This window comes from Streptomyces sp. NPDC058335 (genome assembly GCF_042723915.1).
Classification (GTDB): Bacteria; Actinomycetota; Actinomycetes; order Streptomycetales; family Streptomycetaceae; genus Streptomyces.
Window position 1 is genome coordinate 262,692 of sequence record NZ_JBHXHX010000011.1, and the last position, 26,168, is coordinate 288,859.

Here is a 26,168-nt window from a genome sequence, read left to right on the forward strand (position 1 = left end):
GATCAGGACGTGCGGGAGCGCAGGCGCTTGATCAGGCGCTGCGCCACGAAGACGATGACGAGCAGCAGGAACATCGCCCAGGCAACGGTCGCCGAGCGGCCCATCTGGTAGTTCTTCCAGCCCTCCTCGTAAAGCAGCAGACCCAGCGTCTGGTACTGGTTGTCCGCTCCGCCCGTCACACCGTTGGGGCCCTGACCGAAGATCAGCGGCTCACCGAACAGCTGCGTCGCTCCGATCGTGGAGAGCACGATGGTGAAGACGATGGTGGAACGGATTCCCGGCACGGTGACGTTGGTGAACTGCTTCCAGCGGGAGGCCCCGTCGATAGCTGCGGCCTCGTAGCGGTCGGCGGGGATGGCCTGCATGGCGGCCAGGTACAGCAGCGCGTTGTACCCGGTCCAGCGCCAGATGACGATCGTGGAGATCGCGACCTGGGCCGGCCACTTGTCCGCCTCCCAGTTCACCGGGTCCATGCCGACCAGACCGAGCATCCAGTTGATCATGCCGAAGTCGCGTTCGAAGATCATCGTGAACACCAGGGCGGCGGCGCCGACAGAGGTGGCGTAGGGGACGAGCGAGGCGATGCGGAAGAAGAGCGAGCCGCGCATCTTGTAGTTGAGCAGGTGGGCCAGGCCGAGTGCCATCAGCAGCTGCGGCACGGTGGAGATGACGCCGATGGTGATGGTGTTCGCCAGGGCGTTCCAGAAGCGGCTGTCGTTCCAGAGCGCGACGTAGTTGTCGAAGCCCACCCACTCCATGACGTCGAGGGTGGCCAGTTCGACCCGGTGCAGGGAGATCCAGGAGGTGTAGATGAGGGGGTAGAAGCTGAAGGCGGCGAACACGACGAAGAATGGGGCGACGAACGCGTAGGGCGCGCCCTTGACGTCCAGCCGGTGCAGGAGCGCGCCGAGCCTCCGGCCCGCGCCTTCGCCGCCCGGCCTGGGCGACGGTCCCCGACGTCCCTCGCCGATCTGGGCCTTGGTGGTGGAGGTGGCCACCGGAGTTCCTTCCTGAGAGCAGGGGTATGGGCCGGCCCCCGGGCCCGCCGTCGATGGGCGGGCGGGCCCGGGACCGGAAGCGGGACGGTCAGCCGACAGCCTTCTCGATGCGCCCCGCGGTGGTCTTCCAGGCCTCGTCACGCGAGGCGCCCTGCTGCTCGATCAGGGTCAGGCCCTGGGAGAAGGTGTCCTTGATCGTGCCGTCCTTGCGGCCGAGGACCTGCTTGTCCGGGATCTCCTGGGCTGCCGCTCCGAAGATCTGGCCGATCGGGGCGTTGTTGAAGTACTCGGAGGTGACGTTCTGGACCTCGGGGGTCTCCAGCGCCTGCTGCGAGGACGGGACGCTTCCCTGCTTCTGGAAGATGTGCGCCTGCTGTTCAGGCGCGGTCAGCCAGGCGACGAGCTTCTTGGCCTCCTCCTGCACCGGGCTCTGCTCGACCACGCCCAGGAAGGAACCGCCCCAGTTCGCGCCCTTGGGCGCCTTGGCGACGTCCCACTTGCCCTTGTTCGCCGCGCCGGCCTTCTCACCGATATGGCCGAGCATCCAGGCCGGGCAGACGGCCGTGGCGAACGTGCCGTTGGCGAGTCCGGGGTCCCAACCGGGCTGGAACTGGCGGAGCTTGGCGGTCAGGTCGGCCTCCGCGGCGTCGGCGGCGAGGTTCCAGGCCTCCTTGACGGCGGGGTTCTCGTCGTAGATCAGGTCGCCCTTGGCGTTGTAGTACTGCTCGGGGTAGCCATACACCATCGCGTTGAACAGGCCGCTGGCCGCGTCCATGTAGGCCACCTTGCCGCCCTTGAAGTCCTTCTTGAAGGTGCGGCCGACGTCGACGTACTTCTTCCAGTCACCGGCCCACAGCTTGGCCACCTCCTCGCGGTCGGTGGGCAGGCCGGCTTTCTCGAAGTAGTCCTTGCGGTAGCAGACGGCCATCGGACCGATGTCGGTGCCGAGACCGAGGACCTTGCCGTCCGCGGTGGTGATCTGGGACTGCTTCCACGGCAGGAAGTGATCGGTGCCCGTCACGTCGGAGAAGTCCGCGAACTTGTCGGCCTGGGTGTCGACGATCTCCTTCGCCCGGCCGATCTCGATGCCCTGGATGTCCTTCAGGCCCTTGCCGGCGGCCAGCCGCGTCTGCAGGGCCGTGTAGTAGGTCTGCTCGTCACCGGCTATCTCGGCCTTGATGTCGACGTTCGGGTTCTCCTTCTCGTACTGCTCCAGGAGGCCCGTCTCCTTGAAGCCCATCACCCCGTACATGCCCATGGTGATGGTGACCTTGCCGTCCTTCTTGCCGCCGCCCGTCGCCGAGTCGTCACTGCCTCCACAGCCGACGACGAGCGCGAGCGCACCGGCGGCCGCGACGACCGCGGCCACTCTCGTGCGCGGTGACCTGTGAACAGTGCTCATGAAGTTCCTCCTAGCGGCGGCGCTGACGCACCGGAGTGGCGATGCAAGGCATGGGGGTACGGCGGGCAGGACAGGTCGATGGGAACGTGCCCATCGGTGGGTGGGAACGTTCCCACCGGCGGATGGAAGACTTGTAGCAGCGAACGGCTATGTCAATAACTTGAAAACAAATCGTTGCCGAAACGGTCGCTCGGCGTTCGCTTCGTGGCATCGGGAGGGTGATGCCACGACCGTGGCGTCTGCCACAATTGCCGCTGGTCACGTCCGCGGCGATGCCGCCGCGGTAGCCGCCCGGAGGAGCACATGACAGGGAACCGCCAGCCCACGATCAAAACGGTCGCCGCCCGCGCCGGGGTAGGGCGGACCACGGTGTCCCGCGTCATCAACGGGTCCGACCTCGTCAGCGCGGACGCCCGCCAGCGGGTCCTGGCGGCGATCAAGGAGCTGAACTACGTCCCCAACTCCGTCGCCCGCGGCCTGGTGACCAGCCGCACCGACTCGGTGGCCCTGGTGATCCCGGAGTCGGAGAGCCGGCTCGGCTCGGAGCCGTTCTTCGCCGCCCTGATCCGCGGCGTGAGCGCGGCGCTCGCCGAGACCCGCACCCAGCTGCAGCTGACGCTCGTCCGCGACCAGTTCGAGCGCGACCAGCTGACCACGTCGGTGGCGACCCGCAGGGTCGACGGCGTACTGCTGGTCTCCGTCCACGCGAACGACCGACTGCCGGGCATGCTGGAGGAGATGGGGCTGCCCACCGTGCTGGCCGGCCGACGGGACGAGAAGGAGCGGCTCAGCTACGTCGACTCCGACAACTCCGGAGGCGCCGCCGCGGCCGTCCGGCATCTGCTGGACAGAGGCCGCCGCCGCATCGCCACCATCACCGGGGCACTCGACATGGACGTCGGCCGCAGCAGGCTCGCCGGCTGGCGCGACGCCCACCGCGAGGCCGGGGTGCAGCCCGACGAACTCCTGGTCGAGGGCGGCGACTTCACCGAGGAGGGAGGCCGTCGAGCGATGCGTTCGCTTCTTGAACGTGCACCGGACCTGGACGCCGTGTTCGCCGCCTCGGACCTCATGGCCGTCGGCGCCCTGGCCGAACTGCGCCGCCAGAAGCGGCGGGTGCCGGGCGATGTGGCCGTCGTCGGATTCGAGGACTCCGTCCTCGCCCGTCACACCAACCCGCCGCTGACGACGGTGCGTCAGCCGGTCGAGGAACTGGGCCGCACGATGGCCCGGATCCTGACGGACATCACCCGGCACGGCGCGGCCCGGCAGCAGTTGACGCTGCCGACCGAGCTGGTGGTGCGCGAGTCCTCCTGATACGCGTCGCGCGAACCGGACCAGGTCGGCTACGGGGCGCGGTGTGGTGGTTCACGGGCGGGCGCAATGTATCCCTCCCGCACTCTCTCTTCGGCTGACGGTGGACGACCTCCCACCGGGTCACTCCAAAACCTGTTGCGTGTGCGAACCCTTGGTTGCGGACCACCTTGCGGCCCACCTGGTCGGGCAGCCAGCTGGCCTGTCCGCGACACGGCAGGCGGCGCTGTGCGATGTCGGTCGGCAGAGGCGCCGGGCGGTCGAGGTGAGGCGACGGACGGCACAACGCCGGCCGTCCCTGGCCGCTCACCGGGACGACGAGCTGAGGGGCGGGGCGGTGGCTGCCCACGGGCAGCGAGCTGGACACCGGAGGCGACGTCGTGGAGGGACTCCATCGGCGGCCGCGTGGGCAGCGCGGCGGGGAGCGGGCCCGGAGCTCCTGCCCGGCAGTGGCGACAGCGGTCTCGGCACGGGGCAGCTCTGCGGCCAGGACGCCCAGCTGGCATGGCGGTGGCTGCGGCGGAAGGACACGACGCCCGTAGCCCGGCCTGCGCCCGCGCCAATCTGCGGCACCGGTCTCGGCACCCGGAAGTGCTTTGCTGCCGGAACGGCCGCGGCCACCGCTTTCACCGAGTGCGGACAGCACTTGGCGATCACAGGACACGAAGATGTCGATGCGAACTGACACCGGTCATGGGCGCACGGCGACTCGACGCTGATGAGGATCTCCGAAACCTCCACCGAGGCTTGGCTGATCCACCAGACTTGCTCTGGTTTCCCAACGGAGAAGGGACGGCAAGCATGCCGAACAGCGCACTTCTGGTGATGGACGTCCAACGGGACGTCGTGGCCATCGCCGACGACGGGTCCGGATATCTGCCGCGCTTGCGCGGGGCGATCGACGGTGCCCGGGTTGCCGGCATCCCCGTGATCTACGTGGTGATGGTCTTACGGCCGGGCGATCCACAAGTCAGCCCTCGCAACAAGGTGATCACAAACGCCGTGCGGGCCGGCCTGTTCACCGAGGGCGCCCCTGGCACCGATATCCATCCCGACGTCGCGCCCCAGCCAGGTGACGTCGTGGTCACCAAGAGGCGGGGAAGCGCGTTCTCGGGCAGCGACCTCGACCTGGTGCTCAGGGCCCGCGATATCGACAGCCTCGTCCTCACCGGCATCGCCACCAGTGCTGTCGTCCTGTCCACCCTGTGGCGCGCCATCGACCTGGACTTCGGCCTCACCGTCCTGGCGGATGCCTGCCTCGACACCGACGCGGAGGTACACCAGATGCTCACCGAAAAGCTGTTCCCGCAGTGGGCGGATGTCCTGGCCGTCGAGGACTGGATCAAAGCCGTCGCACCGCAGTAGCGGGAGTCCGACCACACCCTCGCGTGCGGGGGCCCGCAGGTCTTCAATGACGGCCAGGTCGGCCGCGGCCCGTTCCGGCAGCGCGGCAGAGTCACGGGTGATGCTGCCGGTGCCCACCATGGTGAGCGTGGCGAGCAAGGTGTCGTGCAACAGCCGCTGCTGGGCAGTTCGTCGGTGCGGGCGGCGGACCGGGCCCGCACGACGCGCGCGCCGACGCCTCCTCGGACAGTGCGAAGTCCGCCCTACGCGCTCCTCGTCGCAGCAGGATCATGACAGCGGCGGCGAGCAGCCCCTGGAGCACCAGGACGACGGAAGCCTCTCGTAAGCCGGCGCCCACCGCATGGGCCGCCGCGATGGCGATCGCCGCAGCCATCGCCAGGGGCTGACGCAGCATGAATTGTGCGATGAAGACACCGGTTCCGGCGACAACGTCGATCCATCCGGAGCCCGCACTCGCTCCCAGGACCTCGGCCGGGACCAGGTTGCCCTGCGCCAGGCAGAGCACGAGAACGACGGCAACATCACCGGCGTAGAGCCAGGGACGAGGTTCTGGCCTGAGCGTCAGAACGGTGAACAGGCCGCTCCACAGCAGCAGCCCGACGACCGCGACGCCCACCCAGAGCGCGCGGGCGGGCGGTGCGAAACCGACCACGGCGACGAGGGCTGCTCCGACGGCACTGGTTGCTCTCAGCACAGCAGCCAGGCGCGCGGACCTGCGACGAAGTTGGAGTTGGGCGGGTCCTTGCGTCAATACGCTGCTCCCGCGAAAGGAATTCCCAATTCCGCCGAGAAGGACAGGGGATTCCGCCGTATTTCCCACAGTGATGCCCCCCGCACACAGTTGAGACCCACGCCCCAATCCAGACGACCGCGACCGCGACCGACAGGGGGTCAGGTGCGGTACGCGGCCGATCCTGCCACGCGGGCAGCGAACACGACGCCCGCGCTGTCACGTGTTCGCGTGACGTGTTTTTCGCCGGTCCGGCCCGTAATCTTCGGGGCGGACCGGGAAGTGCGATTCCGCATCGGGCATTAATTCCGGTTCAGAGTGTCGGAAAGATGCGCATCCGGCACAAGAATCCAACTCACATACGGGGGGCATTCATGTCCAAAACGCAGAGAAGAATCTCCCTTTTCCTCTCCGTGCTGCTGGCGGCCGTACTCACGACTCTCACGACGGCCACGCCGGCCAGCGCGGCGCCGTCCCGGTCGACCACGAACACCAATCCGGTGATCTTCGTGCACGGGATCCAGGGCAATCCGGTCAAGAGTGGACACGACTGCGCCGCTTCCTGGTCCGCCGCCCGTAACCACTTCAAAGACAAGGGGTGGCGCGGAAACCTTCTGACCTTCGGCTACTACGCGGGCAACACGAACTGCAGCCACGAGTACGGCGGCGACAGGGACACGCCGATCAAGACGGTGGCCAAGGCATTCGCCAACTACGTCTACAACAACTTCTCAAGGTCCTCGAAGGGGAGCAAGAAGATCGACGTCGTCGCCCACTCCATGGGTGGTCTCGTCGTCCGTGCCGCGCTGTACCACACCCTGAAGGGCACCTCGGGCTTCCCGCCGTACCTCTACATCGAGGACGTCGCGACGCTCGCCACCCCGCACGGCGGCAGCACCAACGACGCCTTCTGCAGGCTCTGGTGGCAGCAGTGCAAGGACATGCGGCCGGGAAGCGCGTTCCTCGATTCGCTCCCCAGCACCATGCCCAACTCCGGGATGGGTACTGACTGGACCACCATGTCGGCCTACCACGACGGCTACGTGTCGGAGTCCTCCGGTATCGCAGGCACCGCGGAGCATGAGATTCAGTACAACGACGACCGGGTTGGTCACGTGAGCTTCCCCAAACTCACCAACGGAACGTACAACTCCCGGATCAAGAACAACTCCACATGGACCAGTTGGAACCGGTACGCCGCTCCTGTGGAGATGGCACGCATAGCGATGTACCGCCCGTCCACGGCCTGAGCCCCGCAGCCGACGAGCGTCAGGAAGCCGACGGCAACACGCAGTAGACGAGGGGCGGTTGTCGTGCTGATGGCGACCGCCCCTCTTGCGTTCCCTCCACAACCCGGCCCAGCGCCCTGGCACCCTTCGCGACCAAGCGGAGACCAGGGCTACCCGCAGGTCGGTCGGGGTGAACGCAACCGGGGTACCTGGTGCGCCCCGGCAGAAGCGGGTGGCGTTCGGTCTTCATGCCGGAATGGAGGGCGGCAGCACCGGGGACCACGTCAGTGCGCCGCACATGCCCTCGCGCCGCGCATTGTCCCGTTGCGGGAGCGTCAATCGGTCCGGGTGCGGAGGCTCCGAGCCAGGGCGGGGATCATCACCGTCGCAGTGAGGAGGTGTAGCCCGAGAAGGGCGGTGGTGGTAGCGGTGTTTGCCCCGGAGAGGAGGGGCGGTACCAACCAGATCGCGGTCAGCGACACCGCCGTCCACACGAATCGCTCGGCGGGGCGAGCGCTCCAACGAAGAAGATCGACGGCAAATGACGATGCCCACGACCGAGGAGAAGCCGGTCACCACGGCGAACCCGGACGACGGGATCGTCTCGCGACCATCGGGGACCTCGTAGTCGACGCCGATGGCCTGGGGCGAGCGCCGCGGCGAGGGTGGTGGCCACCACCGCTGCGAGGGTGACGACAAGCCTCACGTTACCCAGTGCGCCAGATGCCTGTGAAACCCCACCGGGCCGGGTTCGCCGTCGTGCAGCTCCAGCGGCACCCGCCCGCGGGTGACGACGCCGGACGCGTCGCACCACTCCGCCGCGACCACCGCGACACGCGCGCCACCGCGCAGCGTGAGCGGCCACACCCGGACTACTCCGTGCCGTCCGCCGGCAGGCGCTCCGGTAGGCCGAGCCGCAGGAACTGGTCGTCGTGGAACGTGACGATCTCCGTGATCACCCCGCCGGTGACGCGCAGGACGTCGATCGTCAGCGGCAGGTACGCGCCCTCCCGCTTCCGCCAGAGGTAGAAGGCGACGGCGGGCTGCCGGTTGACGGAGGTGAGGACGGCGCGCAGGCCCTTCATGCCCTCGAAGCCGCTCTCGACCCAGTCGTTCACCACCGCGTCGCGGCCGACGTACAGGCCCGGCGTGGGCGGCATCGAGCAGCGGACGTCGTCCCGCAGCAGTGCGGCGAGCCCGTCGACGTCCGTGGCCACGCTGGCGTCGGTGTAGCGGCGCACCAGCTCGCGCGTCCCGGCGTCCTGTTCGCCGCCGGTCCAGTCCTGCCGTTCGGCGGGGAGGTGCTCCCGCATGCCGGCGCGGGCCCGCTGCAGCGCGCTGTTCACGGAATTGACGGAGTCCCCGAGCACCTCCGCGACGTCCTTCGCCGGCCAGCCGAGCACGTCCCGCAGGATCAGCACGGCCCGCGGGCGGGGCGCGAGGTGCTGGACTGCGACGAGGTACGCCAGCTCGATCGTCTCCCGCGCGACGGCGACGGTCTCCGGCTCGTCCGCGTCGCCCGCGGGCATCTCGTCGAGCAGCCGGTCCGGGTAGGGCTGCAGCCACAGCACCTCGCCGCCGGTCGCAGGCTCCGGGCGGCACTTGGCGAGCAGGTCCAGGCAGGCGTTGGTGGCGATCCGGTACAGCCAGGCCCGGAACGTCGACCGCCCCTCGAAGGTCTCGCGCCGCCGCCAGGCACGGAGGAACGTTTCCTGCACGGTGTCCTCGGCGTCCTCGAACGACCCGAGCATCCGGTAACAGTGCACGTGCAGCTCCCGCCGGTGCCGCTCCGCCAGCCTCGAGAACGCCGGCTCGTCGACCTGGCCCAGCCCGCTCACGCCCAGCTCCTCCAGCCGCGTGTCCGCACTCATCACGTCATCCTTCCGCCTCGTCGTGTCCCGTCGTAGGTGTGACGGGTGCGGACGCGAAAACTCATCACTGAGGTCGGTCGGGTTCAGCGTGGCGTCGAGGATGACGTAGTCCAGCAGCTGGATCCTGGTCATCGCCTGGTGCAGGTCGTTGGCGGTCGCGGCGGGCAAGGTGATCGCCCGGCGGATATCGAGCAAGGTGACCGCCTCGCGGATATGGCGCCAGGCGGTGGCAACGCCGATCCGGAATCCGGCGGCCAGGCGGGTGAGCGTGTCGCCGTTGCGCAGGTGGGTCAGGACGATCAGGGCCTGCCGGCCGGGCCGATTCGCCGCCAGCGGGATCCTCGCTGGTGGCGGTGGGTGCGGATTAGGTCGGCGAGGTGGTTCAGCGATCGGGTGGACAGCGGGATCGAGGCGGGGTGAGTCAGCAACGAGAGGTGTTGTCAGCGCGTGTCTATCTCACCGCGGTGAGTGTGGCGTAGACGACGACATTGCCCTGGTATCCGTCGTTCTTGGTGTAGCCGCCGCCGCAGGTGATCACGCGTAGTTCGGCCCGGTCGGAACCGCCGTAGACCTTGTCGTCGGGAAAACGTTCCTTGTCGTAGACCTCGACGGCGTCGACGGTGAAAACGGCTGTCCGCCGGTCCGCCCGGTCGATCTCGACCGTGTCGCCTTTGGTGACAGAGCCGAGGCTGTAGAAGACCCCGGGGTCGCCGGTGGGCAGATCCACGTGTCCCGTGGTGACGGCTGTCCCGACGGATCCGGGGGACGTGCCCCCGCCATACCAGCCGGCGACGCTGGGGGTGTCGGCTGGTGGGGGCTGTAGTGCCCCCGCCGCGTCGAGGTCCAGCTTGCTCACCGATGCGTCCACACCGATGGCGGGAATACGCAGCCGCAGTGGTGGTGAGGGCCGCAGCGGCTGAACGGCGGAGCCTGCTGCTCGGGCAGTGTGGCCGACGGTCGGAGCTGCCGGGGTGGAGAAGGCCTGGCCCGCTGAAGGCTGCGGTGGCTGCCCGTCGTGCAGCGCACCGGCCACCAGCAGAGTGCCTGCCACCAGTGTCCAGGTGAGAAGTTTCACCGAAGGGATGTACGGGGGCGCGGAAACGCGGTCTTGTTGCCCGGGAGCCATCGTGTTCGAGCCTCTTGCTCATAACCGGGAGAGACGAAAAGCCATGTCCTGGCAGCTCCTTGTGAGGGGGCTACCAGGAACCGGTGCGACGACACACGAGCGGTCAGGTGCGTTGCGCGTGCGAGCGGTTGCGTACCCGCACCAGCCAACCGGCAGCACCTGCGGCGATCAGCACCCCGCCCACGGCGAGGTGCGGAGCTGTGCTGTCGGTGTCCCCGAAGCCGGCCTCGACGGCACCATTGGGCTGGCGCGCCGTAAGCGAGTACGAATCCGTGAGCTTGACCCGCGGTGGGCATTTCACGGTGACGGTGTCGGTGGTGGCCTCGGTTCCTGCCGGCACCGTGAAATGGCCAGTGAGTACGCCCTTCCTCTCGCCTTCGAAGAGGTGGAATGCCCCTGCCACCTCGGACTCGCCCTTGCCGTAGGTCACGCTCTCGCCGCACGCGGCGGTACTGACGGTGACCGTGGAGCCGGGAGAGCCCGCCCTCGCCCGGATGTCGAGACTTGAGTCACCGGCTGCGGCAGCGGCCGGAATTTGCAGCGCCAGGCCACCGACCAGCAGTCCGATACCGACGCCAACATGTGTGTAGCCCACGGAGTCCTCCAGTAATACTGCGTCCGGTATTTCTGTACGGCACCTCTATTCCATTCCACTGATGAAATGATTCACGCACCGCCACCTCCGCAACGCGGCAGCTGGACACATATTTCACTCGGCAGGCGTAGCGATCACCTCACCACGAGCACTTCTGTAGCCACCTGGAGCGAAGTCAGGGCTGAGTTGTCCCGTAATCCACGAAGCTGAGGGTCATGCTGTGTCCGGGCCGGCGTCGACGGCACCGGCCGAGCGAAGCGATCGCCCGAGGTCGCCGGTGAGAATGCGGGGGGGGGGCGCCACCACCCCAGGTCGGAGCCGGGCAGCCTGTGGAACTGGTCAAGTGCTTGGCCGTCGTCGTCGACGGTCACGTCCCTGTACCGATCGTCCAGAGTTTTGATCTGCGGGGTCCAGAGCCCTTTCAGCGACCGTGAATGCCATCCGCAGCCCCGCAGGTGCAACAGCTCTCCCACCTCGGACAGCGCGACTATCGCCGCCGAGGCGGCCGCGTTGGGTCTGATCGACGAGCCGCACTGAGGACGAACGCCAGAGCGACCGGCAACGAGCCGCCCGAGACAACGTGTCCTGACCCGCCCCGTTCCTCAACCCGCCTGCAGCAGTTCCTGCCCGGTGCATCGACGCCGTCACACCGCTCACCGCGTCGCCAGGAAACGGTGAGCCCACGCAGCCCGCACCTGGCACGCACCGCTCACGCCTCTCCGGTTGCGTCCCAACTCGGCCAAATCCGGCGCCAGTTATGACCGAAAATGCCGCTAACTCCGGCACAACCATCCCAAGGCCCCGCCCGTCACATAAGGCAGGAGCAACCAACTCCTAAACACACAAGGGGGAAATATGCGCTTCATCCACTCCATGCTGGGCGCCGCCGCACTGGCCGCCCTGTCGGTAGGGGCCACCACCGCCCTGGCGGCTCCCGCCTCAGCGGCACCCAACACCACCCCACAGAAAGTCTGCGGAAGTGGCTACAAGACCGTGAACTCCGCTGCCATCGGCTCGCTGGGCACCGTCTACCTCGCCTACAACGCCACCAACGGCAACAACTGCGTCGTCACCATCCGCAACAACCCCGGCACCGCCATGGACATGTCCGCCTGGATCTATGTTCCCGACACCAACGAAGGCGACAGTGACTACGGGCGCTACACCTCGTACGCAGGACCCTCGTACGTCATCGGCAAAGGCTACTGCGTCGACTGGGGCGGCGGGATCGCCAACACCCATGTGCAGGTGACCGGCTCCAACTGCGCCTCGCTCAAAGAACACCGGACCACCTACGCCCGCTGATCGACCCGCCACCACACCTGGCGAACGGCCAGCCGCGTATTGCGACTGCCGACCGCAACGCCCGCCGACCGTCAGGCCGGACAATGCCGGGGCCGACCGGAAGGCGCCGTGGTACAGGACACGCAAAGGGCCGTAACAGTCCGGCCCGCCCTGGCGGAACCCACCCGGCTCCGCCAGGGCAACCACGCAGGTTCCGCCGGCCGTGGTTGGGCGGCCGGCCGTGTCCGGTCCCCGGCCGCGGCCTTTCTGCCCGCCAGGCGGTCAGGACCGGCTCGAGCGGAAAGCCCTTATCCAGCGGCATCACCGCAGGGTGATCTCCTCGCCGATCGACTGCGCGCGGGCGGTGGCGACGACCAGGGCCGTGGCCGCGGCGTCCTGCGCTGCCACGCCGACGGACTTGTAGAGGGTGATCTGGTCTCGTGTGGTGCGCCCGGGTCTGCTGCCGGCAATGAGTTCGCCCAGTTCGGCGTGCACGTGATCGGCTGTGATGAGGCCGGCGCGGATCGGCATGAGCAGGTCGTTGCTGCCCGCGGGGAGCGGGGCAAGCACGGCCTGGCGCGATTCGACGCACACCAGTGCCTCGGTGACCGTGGCGTCGTCGATCTCGCGGCCGGCCGGGTTGTATCCCACGGACGTGATGTGCACCCCGGGTGTCAGCCAGCAACGGCGGATCACGGGTTCGAGGGCGTGCGTCGTCGCGGCGGCGATGTCCGCGCCGTCGAGTGCCTCGGCGTAGCTGGACACGGCCTGGACGTCGCCCTCCAGTACGGCGGAGAGTTCCTCGGCCAGGGCGGCGGCCTTCGCCGGCTCCCGGCCGGCGACACGGATCTGCCTGATCGGGCGGACCCGACAGATCGCGCGGGCGTGGGACCGGGCCTGCACGCCGGTGCCCAGCACTGCCAGCACGGTCGCGTCCTCGCGGGACAGCAGCCGCGCCGACAGCGCGGAGCAGGCGCCGGTCCGCGCTGCGGTGATGGCCGTACCGTCCAGCAGCGCTACGGGCTCACCGGTGTCCGGATCGAACGCCACGATCAGCGCCTGGTGTGTGGGCAGCCGTGTCCCCTCGTTGCGCGGGAAGAGTGACACCAGTTTGGTCATGAGGACCCCGGCCGACGGCAGGAAGCCCGGCATGGCCGCCAGGAATCCATCCCGTTCGGGCACCAGGGCGGCGACGCGGTCAGGTACCGAGGCGCGGCCCGCACTGAGGTCTGCCATCGCCGAGGCAAGGGCATCGATCAGCGCGTCCACGTCGAGCAGGGCCTCGACCTGCGAACGACCCAGAAACAGCATGCGCCTCAACCTCCTCATGCCCATCATCCGGCAAGCGACCGCATCCGCACAGCGACAAGGGCCAACCGCAGCCCTTGTTGCTCCCGCGGTGACACACAGCCCTTTCTCAGCGTGTTCCGCAATCGCTCCGGGGCTGATGGAGTCTCCATCAGCCCCGGAGCGGTCCACTGAGGAGGACCGAGCTGTCGGCGCACAGGCAGCGATCGGGTTCACACGGCTGATCACCATCCGAGCTCGACTCTGACGCCGCTGCAGACTTGACGATCGTGCCGTGAGCGACGAACTCGGCGCAGGCGCCGCCCAAGACCACCTACTCCGGACCGCCCTCGTGCAGGACTTCGAGCAGGCCCGGCGCTCGCGAAACCATTCCTGACGCCGGCATTTCAGGCGACGCTCCACTGCTGAGCGTTGTTGCCGTTGCAGGTCCACTGCCGCGCTTCAGCGCAACCAATGGCCCTGCAACAACCGGCGCCGACACCCGAACAGCTCACACGATGTCCGTCCGTCCCCCACGGCGGAAGAAGGAGACACACCCGTGAAAGAGCGATCCAAGAACCGGTCCGCACAACCGACCCGACGCCGGCTCCTGGGCAGCCTGGCGACCGCGGGAGCACTGGCCCTGACATCCCTCATCGGCACCACCGGGCAACAAGCCGCCGCCGACGTCCGGGCTGCCGCGGCCTATCCCTCTCCCGGATACGTCACCGGGGACATCGGGGTGCACGACCCCAGCTTCGTCAAACGGCCGGACGGGAGTTACCTGGTCGCACACACCGGCGACGACATCATGCTGAAGACTTCGACCGACCGGACCACCTTCCGCAACGCCGAAGTCGCTTTCCCCGGCGGAGCGCCCTGGACCACCACCTACACCGCCGGCGGACGCAGCCTCTGGGCGCCGGACCTGTCGTACCAGAACGGCCACTACTACATGTACTACTCGGCCTCCACCTTCGGCTCCAACCGGTCGGGAATCTTCCTGGCCACCAGCACCAGCGGTGACTCCGGCACCTGGACCAACCACGGCCTGGTGATCGAGTCACGGCAGTCGGACAACCACAACGCCATCGACCCCAACCTCGTCGTGCACGACCAGGGCCGCTGGTGGCTGTCGTTCGGCTCCTTCTGGTCCGGCATCAAGATGATCCAGATCGATCCGTCCACCGGGAAGCGGACCGGCACCACCATGCACTCCATCGCCGGACGCGGGGGCGGCGCGATCGAGGCACCGACCATCGTCAAACACGGTTCCTACTACTACCTCTACGTCTCGTTCGACCTGTGCTGCCGAGGCGCGGTGAGCACCTACCGGGTCATGGCCGGCCGCTCCACCAACGTCACCGGCCCGTACTACGACCGCAACGGCATCCCGATGTCCTCGGGCGGCGGCACGGAGGTGCTGGCCGGACAGGGCAGCATCCACGGTCCCGGCCATCAGGACGTGTTCACCGACACCGACAGCGACAGCGACAGCGACACCGACACCGACACCGACACCGACACCGACACCGACAGCCTGTCGTACCACTACTACAGCCACAACGGAACACCGCTGCTGGACATCAACTGGCTCGCCTATGACTCGGCAGGCTGGCCCTACGTCCACTGACCGGCCTTGACCCGACTCGGCAGCCGACGGAGGAGATCGAGTCGGGCTTCGCGCTCGTCGGTCCAGGCACTGCGGCCCTGACGTGTTTCCCGCTTACAGGTCGCGTTGAAGCGCCCAGGCGGCACCCGGCCCGGCCGGCGCCGCGGTCGCCCTGCGCGCCGTCCTCCCGCAGACCGCCGCACTGATCGTGGGCGAGCGCGGCCTGCCCACGGAGTGGCTCGACCGCAGCGCCAGACGCTGATCCCGCCTCCTCACCTGTCCTCGGCGGCGTCCGCGGCAGGTCGGGCAATGCCTGGCGCCACGGCACGGACTGCGGCCCGAGCCTGGGCGCGACAGCGGAACGGGGAGCCATGGCGACCAGCAGGCACACAGACGGCCTGGGCGTGACGGCGTGAGGGTTGACGTGTCGCGCGGTCGGCACGCTATTGGAAATCGTTTTCACCTAGCTGTTATGGTGGGCCGGACCACGCACCCATCAGGAGAACCCCCTTGAGCCACCACCTGCCCCGCGGATACGTCGTGCGCCCCGCGACACCGGCCGACGCGGACGGCGCACGCCGCGTCATGCTCGACACCCTCTACAACGAGTTCGGATACGGGTACGTACCCCACTGGCACCGCGACACGGTGGACATCGAGGGCACGTACATCGAGCATCCCCGTCACCTGCTCCTCGTCGCCGTCCATCACGGCGAGGTGGTCGCCACGACCGGGGTGCGATCGACGGGTCCCGCGCACCCGCCGCATCCGCGATGGCTCGCCGAAAGCTACCCTTCGGGAACCACCGCCCAGTTGGTCCGCGTATACGTACAGCCCGGCCACCGACGCCGAGGGCTCGCTCGCACCCTGGTCGACACGGCCTGCGACTTCATCGCGAACACGCCCGGCTACGAACGCATCTACCTCCACACCAACGTCGACATCGAAGGCTCGGAAGCCTTCTGGCGGAGCCTGTCCAAGGAGGTGTGCGACGCCCGTACCACGGGCGAACACGGGCCGGGTGTCGCCACGGTGCACTTCGAGATCCCCATGCCGCACCGACCGGACAGCGGAGTAGGAGCCAGGGCCTGGGCCGAGGTATGAAGAGGCGCCGCTGATCAGCGGCGAGGCGGCGGAGTGTCCGGGCCCCGGCTGCGCACCGTTCGGCGAAACCAGCCCGGTGCGGCGCAGGTGCCGTCACACAGCGGTCTATTTCTCCAGGCCCCCCTTCGGCGGAACGACGCACTGGAGATTCAGGGACTCACCAAACCGCGGCTCACGGGCGATGGCCAAGCCGCTCTGCCGCGGGCTGTCGGAGACGCCCCGTATGAGGTTGGTGAAGCCGGCGACGCGTGAACTTCCGCCTGGCCGACGAGTCCGGCCGGAGCAGTGGCAACGGCTGGACGAAATCCCCCTGCCGCCGACCGTCCCGGCCGCCTGGCACCGCTCGTAGGGACGCGGTCCCGCTCGCCCGCGGGCGCGGGGAGCAGGACGTGGCCGTGGTCTTGGTCCACACCTCTACCGGACCATAACCGCAGGCGCGGGGAGCAGCAGGATGCGCGGGGTGGGTCGGATGCTCGGGGCACCGTCCCCGCAGGCGCGGGGTGTCCCTGCGACCGCGCGTTTCGAGGTGGTCACGGTGGGCTGCTCCCCGCACGGTCAAGGATGGCCCTGCTCCCGCTGTCCCGGTGACACCTGTCCACGCCCGCGCGGGCGTGGACAGGCCTCCGGATGTGTGACCCGCTCGATCGGCCGTGCTGTCGACGAGCTTTCCGGGACCGGTCGAACAGGCGGATCAGCGCAGTCCGGCGAAGAGATCGTTCTCGGGAACGGCCGCGCCGGTGGCGTCCTGGACACGTACGAAGGTCTCCATGCCCATCAACTCGCCGAACCTCTCCTTGCCCATCTTGAGGAAGAAGATGTTCTCGCCCTGACTGGCGTGCGCGGCCAACGCGTCGAACTTCTGACCGCTGAACGCGGTGGTGTCCACCCACGTGGTGATCTCATCGTCGGGAAGGCCGATCTCGGCCATCGCGGTGGCCTCGGCAGGATCCGGCTCCGGCATGTCCTCATGGAACTCGCGCATGATCTCGCCGAACCGCTGCATCATCGAGCGGGGCATCGTGGTCCAGTACACCTTCGGTGTCAGCGCGGTCATCTCCAGCGCCGCCATCGTGATGCGGTGGGCCTGGATGTGGTCGGGGTGGCCGTAGAAGCCGTTCTCGTCGTAGGTGACGACCACATCAGGTCGGTAGTGCCGCATAAGTTCCGCGAGTCGGGCCGCGCCTTCCTGCACGGGGGTCTGCCAGAAGGATCCGGGGCTGTCGTTGCTCGGCCAGCCCATCATCCCGGAGTCGGCATAGTCCAGCATCTCCAGATCGCTCACCTTCAGGACGTCACAGCTCGCCTCGAGTTCTTGACGGCGCATCAAGGCGACGCTCGCCGGATCGTGCCCGGGATCGCCCGGCTTGGTACCCCCCGGTCCGTCACCGCAACCGCCGTCGGTACACGTCACGAGGACCGTGCGGATGCCTTCCGCCGCGTACCGCGCTAGGACCCCTCCGGTTCCGGTGGCCTCGTCGTCGGGGTGGGCGTGTACTGCCATGAGCGTCAAGGGCCGGTCATGCATGAAACAGTCCTCCTGCAGAAATACGTCTTGGTCCGAGTTCGCGGCGGACGTACCGCGATCCTGGGGCCCGGATCCTGGGGGGCGGACGACCTTGTGGTCTCCGTGTTCCCCGCCCGTACGGCGCCGGTCCCTCGGTCAATGCAACCGCGCCGGCCGGACCGGCTGTTCCCGCGCGGCCGCTTGGCCTTCCAGGCGTCGGCGTTTCGACGCGGACGAGGACCGACAAGACACCGCCCCCCGCCGGCACCCGCCGGGCTCACCGCCACGGACGGCCCGCCGGCTATCGCCGTGGCCTTGCAGCCGGTCACGGGTGCCGCGCGCTACGACGTCTACCGGGCGAGCCAGATCATGGACGACCACTCGACCCCGGTCTACAGCAAGGTCGCCGCGGTCACCGCGCCTCCTGGACCGACTCAACCCGCCCTTCGAGCCGTACGTCGATACGACCGGAAACCGTCCCACCTTCCGCAGCCGGTACCTCGATCGGCTTGAGCAACGCGAGAGGGCGGCTCCCTGCGCCGACGGACGGGGCCTCCGTCGTAGGGTCTCCAACCGGCCTGGGCTCAGCTCAGTGTCTGGGTTGTGTACAGGGCACCGACGGCTGTGGCGAGGGCGCCGAGCAGGAGGCGTAGGACTCGTTCGGGCAGGCGGGGTTGGAGGCGGGCGCCGAGGTAGCCGCCGATCAGTCCGCCGGTGCCGCACGCGAGGCCGAGCCACCAGTCGGGGGCGACGTCTGCGGAGCTGACGAGCGACAGCAGTGCGTAGGTGGCGGCGCCGACGAGGGATGTGGCGAACGTGGCCGCGAGCGCGGCCGGGGCGACGCGTGCGACGGGCAGGCCGCGTCCGGCGAGGATCGGGCCGAGGAGGGAGCCGCCGCCGATGCCGTAGATGCCACCGACCACGCCGACTGCCAGGGCGAGGCTGGTCAGTGTGCGTGGGGGCAACTCGTCTGCGGGCGGCGGCCGGTGGTGTGTCGGGGTGAGGGCGCGCAGGCTCAACCACAGGCCGAGGGGCAGCAGCAGGGCGGCGATCAGGAGCCGGAAGATGTCGGGGCCGGGGAGGACGAAGACGCGGATCGCGGCGCCGAGTACGACGCCGGGCAGTGTGCCCAGCACCAGGCGGCGGGCGAGGTCGCCGCGCAGGGCACCGTCGTGGCGGTAGCGCCACAGGGCGCCAGGTCCGGCGACGACGTTGAACAGCAGGTTCGTCGGGGTGACCGCCGGGTTCGGGACGCCGAAGACGGTCAGTTGGACCGGGAGGAGGAACACAGCGCCGGACACGCCGACAGGGGCGGTCACGGTCGCGATCAGCAGACCGGCAGCGAACCCTCCCGCCACAATCCAGTCCACCATCGCCCCCGCTCGTCGATCACCCGGTCAGTATCAACGCTTCGGACGGTGACGGGGGCGGCCCGCAACGAGATGTTCATGAGCAACAGTCGCAGCCGGGCCGGCAGTCACACGCGTCCGCGTCGTCGCTCGACGGAGCTGCCGTGGGGGCGCAACAGCCTCTGCCCTGCCAGGCGTCGCGGCCTTCCTTGACGGCGATGACGGCGATTGCGAGGGCGGCGACGGGATCGGCCCAAGACCAGCCAAGGGCGGCGTTGAGGACCAGGCCGGCCAGGAGCACGGCCGACAGGTAGGTGCACAGCAAGGTCTGCTTGGAGTCGGCGACCGCAGAGGCCGAGCCGAGTTCCCGTCCGGTGCGCCGTTGGGCAGCGGACAGAAATGGCATCACCGCGAGGGACAGGGCGGCGAGCGCGATGCCCGGCAGGGAGCGGTCTGCCTCGCCGGTGCCGGCCAGGGCGCGGACGGCGTCGATGGTCACGTACGCGGCGAGCGCGAAGAACGAGACCGAGATGATCCGCAGCGTCTTCTGCTCGCGCGCCTGCCGCGCGGCGTGGTCGTGGGCGGAGAACTGCCAGGCGAGCGCGCCGGCGGAGGAAATCTCGATGACGGAGTCCAGGCCGAAGCCGATCAGCGCGGTGGACGAGGCGATCGTGCCCGCGGTCAGGGCCGCGATGGCCTCGATGACGTTGTAGGTGATCGTCGCGGCGACCAGCAGCCGTATCCGACGGGCGAGCGCCTCACGGCGGGCCGGGGAGGGCCCGAGGGATATCGCGGTCATCAGCAGCAACCCTTCGAGTCCGTGTCGGGGCAGGTCTTCTCGGCTTCCACCGCCACCACGGCGGTGCGCAGGTCGTCGAGGGCGTGGCCGAGACGTTCGTCGGCGAGTTCGTAGCGGGTGCGGCGGCCGTCGGGCGCGGTGACGACCAGGCCACAGTCGCGCAGACAGGCCAGGTGGTTGGACAGCCGGGTACGGGAGATGCCGAGCTGGTCGGCGAGGTCGGCCGGGTAGGCAGGGGCCTGGCGCAGGGCGAGCAGGATCCGGCAGCGGATGGGGTCGGCGAGCGCGCGGCCGAAACGGACCAGCACGTCGACATCTGAGGCAACAGTCAGCACACCATGAGAGTACAGATAATCCTGAATTCAGGGAAACGTGGATTAGGTTGGAGTGGCGAGCACGGGCCGGCTCGGCTCACCCTGGAGAGGACGAGGTTCGTGACGGACGACGGGCAGGACCTGGCTGACGCGCAGCTTGCGCACTGGCAGCACGCCTACGCCGCCCGCCCCGGCATGTACGAGAAGGTGCCGTCGACCGCCGTCGGCGTCTTCCGCCGCCGGGGCCCGTGACGTCGTCGAGCTCGGCGCCGGGCATGGCGTAAGCCCTCTACTTTGCCCGCGAGGGCTTCACCGTCCAGGCCACCGACTTCTCCGCCACCGATCTCGACCAACCGCGCACCGCAGCCCGGCTGCAGGGCCTGGCCGATCGCGTGACCGCCGTCGTGCACGACGTACGCGACCCGCTGCCCCTGCCCGACGTCTCGGTGTTCGCGGTGTTCGCGGTGTTCGCGGGTCGAGGCCCTGGCCGACGGCTGGACGCTCAACGAGGTCTACGCCTTCGACGAAGGTGAGCTGCCGCGCCGGCTGTGGCGCGTCACGCAGATCCTGCCCCGGTGATGACCGAGGTCAGTGGGCTGCCCGAGCAGCGGGGCGTTGTCGTGTGTCCAGATCGCCCTTGACGGGGTTCGTCCATGGCTCCACCGGTGACCTGCTCGGGCCATGGCTCCCCATCGCGGCAGGGCACCTTGAGACGCAGGGCTAAGCGACTCTGGACGGAGCGCCAATGACACGTTCAAGGCGGCCCGACATCCTTTCACTGATTCGACCATTTCTGCTCCGCTCGCCGGACTGCGCGAGCGAGCATAAGGAGGGGGGCACACGAGATGCGCCACAAGATCGCGGCCTTGGCCGCAACCACCGTTTTCCTTGCCGGCGGGGCACTCGCCACCGCGACGTCGGCGTCGGCGGTTATTGATCCGCCCAGCGGCGGTTGGGACCACACGTGGACCACATCGGACTCCAACCCGGGTGGCACGGTCTACATCGCTGAGCACGGCGACATCGTCTCGCTCTGCGACACGGACGCCGACGGATACGCTCCGCGGGTCCAAATCGCCGCCCAGGCGAGCAGCGGCGCCTATCACATCCGCTACACCCTCACCGCCTCGGGCGGAGAGGGAGCATGCGCCACGGCCCGTGCTTCACAGGGGGGCGTATACGACCTCCCTGAGAACACGTCGATCGGCGTCACGATCTGGCTGGGTCCGGACCGCGACTACCAGACGACGCACTATTACCTCAACGACCACTAGCCGGTACGCAGGGGCGGATGTGCCCCTGCACCCGTACGTGGTTAACGCGCCGAAGAGGCCGGCGACCGTCAGTGGCCCGTTCGTCCCACTTCACCGTGTTGGACGAACGGGCTGCGTCGCCTCCCGTCGCTGACGGCTTCCCTCCGGATCACCACTGGATGGACTGCTCGGTGACCTGACGCCATGGAGGCACTGGCCGACACGGAGAAGTGGATCCGGAAGCCGTGGAGTTCAGCATCTACATCGCTGAGAGCCTGGGCTGGCTCAAGGACCGGACTGACGCAAGACCTCGGCTTGTGGGTCGCCGTCCTCCGTGAAATGGAAAGCCCGGTGACAGACCCGGCCCGTGACGACGAGACGCTCTCGCCGACGGCGTGGCAGAGGCGCTGGGGCCCCGACGGTTGTGGTGGTCTCCGTGGTGCTCATGGGTTCGGCGCTGCCCGCCGCGCGGATATCGCCCACGTGCCCCGCCCGAGCAAGCAGCTCAGCGCCCAGGTGTGCGTCCGCGCACGTATGCACGCAGCCCTCAGAGGTCTTCGATTCACGTCTGGCATGCGGCTGCGACCAACGCGGTTTTCCTCTGCGGGGGTTGAGTTTCTGGATGCGCGCCGGCCCCGGCTGATTGAGGTGGTGTCGCCGCTGCTGACCCCCGAGGAGGAGCGGGCCGGACAGGCCACCCTCGGCACCGAGGACATGCGACCGCACCGGCTCGACGAAGTCGAGTGACACCCCGCTTCACACCGTATGCGCCGCTACACATCCTGCAGTCCTGACATGAAAGCGATCGGCCTGATCGAGTACGGAAGCCCCGAGCCAGGCCGGGCGACTGGCTGACCCTGGCGTGGGTCACCACGCTCGGACTGCTCGCCGTCGTACCGCTGGGCGCGGCCGTGGGAGCGCTGCGGACCTGCCCGCGCAGCTACGCGTGGCGGGCGTTGTCATTGCGCTGGTGCCATGCGAGGTAGATGGGGATGGCGGGCATCGTCAGCGGCAGAGGCCGGGTGCGGAGGCCGGAATTGGCCATGAGAGGACGGTTGATCGGTTCGGGGACTGCCGCGACAAGGTCGTGATGACGGACGAACTGCATGGCGGTGGCGTTGGTCGGGGCGGCGGCCACCACCTGTCGGCTCACGCCCTGGGCCTCCAGTGCGTCCCCGACAGGCTCGCAGCCGTCCCCGGCGGGAGACGGTGATCTGTTCGGCGGCCGCGCAGTCCTCAAGGGTGAGCGGTCCGCGGCACAGGGGAGGGGCGGGGCGCAGGGCGAGGACGATCCGGTCGTGGCCCACCATCTCGTGGCGGATCTCGGCGAGGAGGGTTGGCTGGATACGGCTTCGGGGTCGATTTCTCCTCGTCGCGGGTCCTGGGCGTCGGTACTGGCTTCGGCCAGGAAGCGCAGACGCACTCCGGGTGCCTCGACGCACAAGCAGTGGAGCAGTGCGGGGCCGGCTGCCGCGGCCAGGGCGTCGTGCCATTTCAGGATGAAGGTCCGCTTCAGGGCTGCCAGGTCGACTTCTGTGTGGGCGGAGAGGATCACCTGGGCCTGCTGGGCCAGAGGTGTCCTCCTCGGCCTGGCAGCCGCCCTCTGCTGCCACGAGCGCCTCGTCCGCCTCACCACATCGGAAACACGGTCTTCGCTGGCCTTCTGGCGCTGCCTGAGTCCGTGAACGCCGGTGGTGAGGGTGCCGTCCTGCCGACGTTAGGGGGCTTGCATGAGGGGTAATCGAATGCCTGGCAGCGCAGGGGGGAGGCAGTCGCTCGAAGCGCAGGGCGGTGCGAGTCACACGTGGGGACTCGGCGCGCAGCGGCGGCGCTCACCTTCCCTCGGGGACAACCAGCAGCGGTCACCGTCGGCGTGCCGCATTGGGGTGTGGCGCACGCCCCGGCCATCGGCTGTGTGAGGGGTGGTGTGTGGCGACCAGCCGCGTGTGCGGTGAGACTGGGGCAAACGGCGGCTGACGATAGGTGGGCCATGCATACCGTAGAGGAAACGATCGAGGTCGCGGTTCCGGTGAGTACCGCGTACAACCAGTGGACGCAGTTCAAGAGCTTCCCTCGGTTCATGACCGTGGTGAAGGAGGTCGACCAGGTCAGGCCGGCCCTCACCACGTGGACCATGGCGGTCGGACCGGTGCGCCGTGAGTTCCAGGCCGAGATCGTGGAACAGGAACCCGACTCGCACGTGGCCTGGCGAACCCTCGGGCGGCACCCCGCCCACCGGGGCGAAGTGACGTTCCGGCCCACGGCGGCGGACCGCACGGAGGTCACCGTGCGGATCCACATCGAACCGCGCGGCGCCGTGGGCATGCTCTCCGGCGTCCCCAGGCTGGCCGGCCGTGTCCTACGAGACGAGCTGCGGCACTTCAAGGCGTACATCGAGGGCCTGGGAGAAGCGACCGGGGCCTGGAGGGGCACCATCCGCGACGGACGTGTACGGCCGCAAGAACCCAAGCCGCACAGGAGCCGGGTGGCCCGCTGGCCCGTCGGCTGATTCCGCGAGCGGCAGCAGCGTGAGTGAGAGGCAACCTGATGACGAAGGCACCCGGCGACGAGCCGAACGAGGCTCTGACCGTGACCCCGCCCAAGAAGTGGGCCGCGGGCGTGCCCGCGGTGGTCCATGCGATGGAGTACTCCCTGCAGGAGACCTCCCCCCGCAACGCCGGGCACACGCTGTTGACCATGAACCAGGTGGGCGGCATCGACTGTCCCGGCTGCGCCTGGGCGGACCCCGCGCCGGGCCACCGGCACCGCAACGAGTACTGCGAGAACGGCGCCAAGCACATCAACGACGAGGCGACGACGCGGCGCATCACCGCCGACTTCTTCCGCACGTACTCGGTTGCCGAGCTGGGCCGGCGCTCCGACGCGTGGCTGAACCAGCAGGGGCGGCTCACCGAACCGATGGTCAAGCGGCCGGGATCCGATCACTACCAGCCCATCAGCTGGAACGACGCCCTCGGCCTGCTCGCCTCTGAGCTGACGTCACTCGACTCCCCCGACGAAGCCGTGTTCTACACCTCCGGCCGGGCCAGTAACGAGGCCGCGTTCGTCCTCCAGTTGTTCGCCAGGGCGCTGGGCACCAACAACCTGCCCGACTGCAGCAACCTGTGCCACGAATCCAGCGGTTACGCCCTGCACGAGACCCTGGGCACAGGCAAGGGAACGGTCAGCCTCGATGACCTGCACCACGCGGATCTGATCTTCGTCGTAGGGCAGAATCCCGGAAGCAACCACCCGCGGCAGCTCTCCGCGCTGGAGCAGGCCAAGCTCAACGGCGCACGGGTCATCGCGGTGAACCCCCTGCCGGAAGCCGGCCTGCTGAGGTTCAAGAACCCGCAGACAGCCCGGGGCGTGATCGGACAGGGCGTTCAGATCGCCGACCGGTTCCTCCACATCCGCAACGGTGGCGACCTCGCGCTGTTCCAGGGGCTCAACCGGCTCCTGCTGGAGGCGGAGGACGCCCGGCCGGGCCAGGTGCTCGCCCGCGACTTCATCGAGACCGACACCAAGGGCTTCGAGGAGTTCGCCGAGCATGCCCGCACCATCGACTGGAACGACATCCTCGCCGCAACCGGTCTGACGCGCGAGGAGATCGATCAGGTCCGGGACGAGGTGCTGCGCAGCGACCGCGTCATCGTCTGCTGGGCGATGGGGATCACGCAGCACAAGCACGCCGTCCCCACCGTCCGCGAGATCGTGAACTTCCTGCTGCTGCGCGGGAACGTCGGCCGGGCCGGCACCGGCGCCTGCCCGGTACGCGGGCACAGCAACGTGCAGGGCGACCGCACGATGGGCATCTGGGAACAGATGCCGGACGAGTTCCTCGACGCGCTCCAGGAAGAGTTCGGCTTCGATCCGCCGCGCGCCCACGGGCTGGACTCCGTCAACTCGATCAAGGCGATGCGCGAAGGCCGCATCAAGTTCTTCCTCGCCCTGGCCGGCAACTTCGTCCGCGCCGCACCGGACAGCGCGATCACGGAGGAGGCCATGCGCAGCTGTCGTATGACCGCCCACATCTCCACCAAGCTCAACCGGTCCCACACCGTCTGCGGCGAGACCGCGCTCATCCTGCCGACCCTCGGTCGCACCGAACGGGACGTCCAGGCCGACGGGGAGCAGTTCGTCACCGTCGAGAACTCGATGAGCGAGGTGCACACCTCCCATGGCCGCCTCCAGCCGGCTTCTCCCCTGCTGCTCAGCGAAGTCGCCATTCTGTGCCGGCTCGCCCGCCGCACCCTTGCCGAGGGCACGGCCGACATCGCCTGGAAGCGGTTCGAGGCGGACTACGGCGTCATCCGTGACAGCATCTCCCGCGTCGTCCCGGGCCTGCACGACTTCAACCGGCGTGTGACGCGTCCCGGCGGCATCCAGCTGCCGAACCCGGTCAACGAGGGCGTGTACCACAACGACGTCGGCAAGGCGCTGTTCACCCGGAACGCCTGGGAGATGCTGCACGCTCCCGAAGGGCACCTGTTGCTGCAGACCCTGCGCTCGCACGACCAGTGGAACACCGTCCCCTACACGTCGAACGACCGCTACCGGGGCATCCACGGGAGCCGCCGGGTGGTGCTCGTCAACCCGGAGGACATCACCGGGCTCGGCCTGGCCGAGGGGCAGCGCGTCGACCTGGTCAGTGTGTGGGAGGACAACGCCGAGCGCCGTGCCGAGGGCTTCCGTGTGGTCCCGTACCCGACCACGCGCGGCTGTGCCGCCGCTTACTACCCCGAGACCAACGTCCTGGTACCGCTGGAGAGTGTGGCCGACAAGAGCAACCAACCGACGTCGAAGGGGATCGTGGTCCGGCTGGATCCTGCCCCTGCCCCTGCCCCTGCCGCGCCCCAAGCGGAGACGGGTCGGAACTGATCTCCCGCCGGCTCGTCTTCACCAGGACCATGGCCAGGTCCTGCCGCGTTCGGTCACGTCCGGTCGGTGGTGGAAGTCGACGTCGCCGCAGCGCCTCCGGCCGATGGCGGCGCTCCGCACGCCGGTACCGCGCCCGCCCCGGCCTCTCCCC

At 68.7% G+C, this 26,168-nt stretch carries 22 protein-coding genes and 2 pseudogenes; 10 read left to right on the forward strand and 14 right to left on the reverse strand.

Features of this window, described 5'->3' with window-relative positions; all coding sequences use genetic code 11:
• Positions 1–2: 2 nt before the first annotated feature.
• Together ACFWJX_RS23325 and ACFWJX_RS23330 are read right to left on the reverse strand one after the other, a co-directional pair.
• Complete coding sequence (locus ACFWJX_RS23325) at positions 3–998, reverse strand: carbohydrate ABC transporter permease (RefSeq protein ID WP_383246301.1); 996 nt, start codon at positions 996–998, stop codon at positions 3–5.
• 88 nt (positions 999–1,086) lie between these two features.
• Entirely contained in the window at positions 1,087–2,400 is a 1,314-nt protein-coding gene (locus ACFWJX_RS23330) for an ABC transporter substrate-binding protein (RefSeq protein ID WP_383246304.1), read from the reverse strand.
• A 303-nt stretch (positions 2,401–2,703) separates the two neighbouring features.
• On the opposite strand from ACFWJX_RS23330, the gene ACFWJX_RS23335 reads away from it, so the two are divergent.
• Together ACFWJX_RS23335 and ACFWJX_RS23340 are read left to right on the forward strand one after the other, a co-directional pair.
• Positions 2,704–3,717: a LacI family DNA-binding transcriptional regulator gene (locus ACFWJX_RS23335; RefSeq protein WP_383246306.1), complete on the forward strand. Its 1,014-nt coding sequence runs from the start codon at positions 2,704–2,706 to the stop codon at positions 3,715–3,717.
• A gap of 798 nt (positions 3,718–4,515) precedes the next feature.
• Positions 4,516–5,079: a cysteine hydrolase family protein gene (locus ACFWJX_RS23340; protein ID WP_383246410.1), complete on the forward strand. Its 564-nt coding sequence runs from the start codon at positions 4,516–4,518 to the stop codon at positions 5,077–5,079.
• 91 nt (positions 5,080–5,170) lie between these two features.
• On the opposite strand, the gene ACFWJX_RS23345 is transcribed toward ACFWJX_RS23340, so the two are convergent.
• Positions 5,171–5,731 carry a hypothetical protein gene (locus tag ACFWJX_RS23345; RefSeq protein ID WP_383246309.1) on the reverse strand — a complete coding sequence of 187 codons (561 nt, stop codon included), beginning with the start codon at positions 5,729–5,731 and terminating at the stop codon, positions 5,171–5,173.
• A gap of 452 nt (positions 5,732–6,183) precedes the next feature.
• Here ACFWJX_RS23345 and ACFWJX_RS23350 point away from each other — a divergent pair, with 452 nt between their 5' ends.
• On the forward strand, positions 6,184–7,059 hold the full coding sequence (locus ACFWJX_RS23350; RefSeq protein WP_383246312.1) for an esterase/lipase family protein: 876 nt from the start codon (positions 6,184–6,186) through the stop codon (positions 7,057–7,059).
• 314 nt (positions 7,060–7,373) lie between these two features.
• On the opposite strand, the pseudogene ACFWJX_RS23355 reads toward ACFWJX_RS23350, so the two are convergent.
• The 5 genes and pseudogenes from ACFWJX_RS23355 to ACFWJX_RS23375 form a co-directional block, all read right to left on the reverse strand.
• Positions 7,374–7,565: pseudogene (locus ACFWJX_RS23355) on the reverse strand (DUF6069 family protein); the annotation flags it as partial.
• A gap of 345 nt (positions 7,566–7,910) precedes the next feature.
• Positions 7,911–8,909: an RNA polymerase subunit sigma-70 gene (locus ACFWJX_RS23360; RefSeq protein ID WP_383246413.1), complete on the reverse strand. Its 999-nt coding sequence runs from the start codon at positions 8,907–8,909 to the stop codon at positions 7,911–7,913.
• A gap of 72 nt (positions 8,910–8,981) precedes the next feature.
• Positions 8,982–9,337, reverse strand: a pseudogene (locus ACFWJX_RS23365) (transposase family protein); the annotation flags it as partial.
• A 23-nt stretch (positions 9,338–9,360) separates the two neighbouring features.
• Positions 9,361–10,035, reverse strand: coding sequence for a class F sortase (locus tag ACFWJX_RS23370; protein ID WP_383246314.1), 675 nt, complete (start codon positions 10,033–10,035; stop codon positions 9,361–9,363).
• A 103-nt stretch (positions 10,036–10,138) separates the two neighbouring features.
• Positions 10,139–10,630, reverse strand: a complete 492-nt coding sequence (locus ACFWJX_RS23375) for a sortase (protein WP_383246317.1) — start codon at positions 10,628–10,630, stop codon at positions 10,139–10,141.
• A gap of 855 nt (positions 10,631–11,485) precedes the next feature.
• Between ACFWJX_RS23375 and ACFWJX_RS23380 the strand changes: the two genes are divergently transcribed.
• Positions 11,486–11,935 (forward strand): spore-associated protein, encoded by a 450-nt coding sequence (locus ACFWJX_RS23380; protein ID WP_383246320.1) that lies wholly within the window; start codon positions 11,486–11,488, stop codon positions 11,933–11,935.
• A gap of 300 nt (positions 11,936–12,235) precedes the next feature.
• On the opposite strand, the gene ACFWJX_RS23385 is transcribed toward ACFWJX_RS23380, so the two are convergent.
• The gene (locus ACFWJX_RS23385) at positions 12,236–13,225 is read right to left on the reverse strand and encodes an ornithine cyclodeaminase family protein (protein ID WP_383246323.1); all 990 of its coding nucleotides are present in this window, start codon (positions 13,223–13,225) and stop codon (positions 12,236–12,238) included.
• Positions 13,226–13,760: 535 nt separating this feature from the next.
• Between ACFWJX_RS23385 and ACFWJX_RS23390 the strand changes: the two genes are divergently transcribed.
• Both ACFWJX_RS23390 and ACFWJX_RS23395 read left to right on the forward strand, forming a co-directional pair.
• A complete protein-coding gene (locus ACFWJX_RS23390) occupies positions 13,761–14,834 on the forward strand; it encodes an arabinan endo-1,5-alpha-L-arabinosidase (RefSeq protein WP_383246326.1) in 1,074 nt (357 codons plus the stop codon).
• A 489-nt stretch (positions 14,835–15,323) separates the two neighbouring features.
• Positions 15,324–15,917, forward strand: coding sequence for a GNAT family N-acetyltransferase (locus ACFWJX_RS23395; protein WP_383246329.1), 594 nt, complete (start codon positions 15,324–15,326; stop codon positions 15,915–15,917).
• A 691-nt stretch (positions 15,918–16,608) separates the two neighbouring features.
• Here ACFWJX_RS23395 and ACFWJX_RS23400 read toward each other — a convergent pair.
• The 4 genes from ACFWJX_RS23400 to ACFWJX_RS23415 all read right to left on the reverse strand — a co-directional run bounded on the left by ACFWJX_RS23400 (position 16,609) and on the right by ACFWJX_RS23415 (position 19,904).
• Positions 16,609–17,442 (reverse strand): PIG-L family deacetylase, encoded by an 834-nt coding sequence (locus tag ACFWJX_RS23400; RefSeq protein ID WP_383246332.1) that lies wholly within the window; start codon positions 17,440–17,442, stop codon positions 16,609–16,611.
• A gap of 563 nt (positions 17,443–18,005) precedes the next feature.
• Positions 18,006–18,794, reverse strand: a complete 789-nt coding sequence (locus tag ACFWJX_RS23405) for a sulfite exporter TauE/SafE family protein (protein ID WP_383246335.1) — start codon at positions 18,792–18,794, stop codon at positions 18,006–18,008.
• Positions 18,795–18,867: 73 nt separating this feature from the next.
• Entirely contained in the window at positions 18,868–19,569 is a 702-nt protein-coding gene (locus ACFWJX_RS23410) for a cation transporter (protein ID WP_383246338.1), read from the reverse strand.
• Positions 19,569–19,904 (reverse strand): ArsR/SmtB family transcription factor, encoded by a 336-nt coding sequence (locus ACFWJX_RS23415; RefSeq protein ID WP_383246341.1) that lies wholly within the window; start codon positions 19,902–19,904, stop codon positions 19,569–19,571. Before ACFWJX_RS23415 ends, ACFWJX_RS23410 begins: the two co-directional genes overlap by 1 nt.
• 99 nt (positions 19,905–20,003) lie before the next feature.
• Here ACFWJX_RS23415 and ACFWJX_RS23420 point away from each other — a divergent pair, with 99 nt between their 5' ends.
• Both ACFWJX_RS23420 and ACFWJX_RS23425 read left to right on the forward strand, forming a co-directional pair.
• Complete coding sequence (locus ACFWJX_RS23420; RefSeq protein ID WP_383246344.1) at positions 20,004–20,135, forward strand: hypothetical protein; 132 nt, start codon at positions 20,004–20,006, stop codon at positions 20,133–20,135.
• Positions 20,136–20,728: 593 nt separating this feature from the next.
• Positions 20,729–21,157, forward strand: coding sequence for a hypothetical protein (locus tag ACFWJX_RS23425; protein WP_383246347.1), 429 nt, complete (start codon positions 20,729–20,731; stop codon positions 21,155–21,157).
• A 919-nt stretch (positions 21,158–22,076) separates the two neighbouring features.
• Here the strand turns inward: ACFWJX_RS23425 and ACFWJX_RS23430 are convergent.
• Positions 22,077–22,772, reverse strand: coding sequence for a LysR substrate-binding domain-containing protein (locus ACFWJX_RS23430; protein WP_383246349.1), 696 nt, complete (start codon positions 22,770–22,772; stop codon positions 22,077–22,079).
• A gap of 354 nt (positions 22,773–23,126) precedes the next feature.
• Here ACFWJX_RS23430 and ACFWJX_RS23435 point away from each other — a divergent pair, with 354 nt between their 5' ends.
• Positions 23,127–23,645 (forward strand): SRPBCC family protein, encoded by a 519-nt coding sequence (locus ACFWJX_RS23435; RefSeq protein WP_383246352.1) that lies wholly within the window; start codon positions 23,127–23,129, stop codon positions 23,643–23,645.
• 38 nt (positions 23,646–23,683) lie between these two features.
• A complete protein-coding gene (locus ACFWJX_RS23440; RefSeq protein WP_383246354.1) occupies positions 23,684–26,017 on the forward strand; it encodes an FdhF/YdeP family oxidoreductase in 2,334 nt (777 codons plus the stop codon).
• The last annotated feature ends 151 nt before the right edge of the window (positions 26,018–26,168 follow it).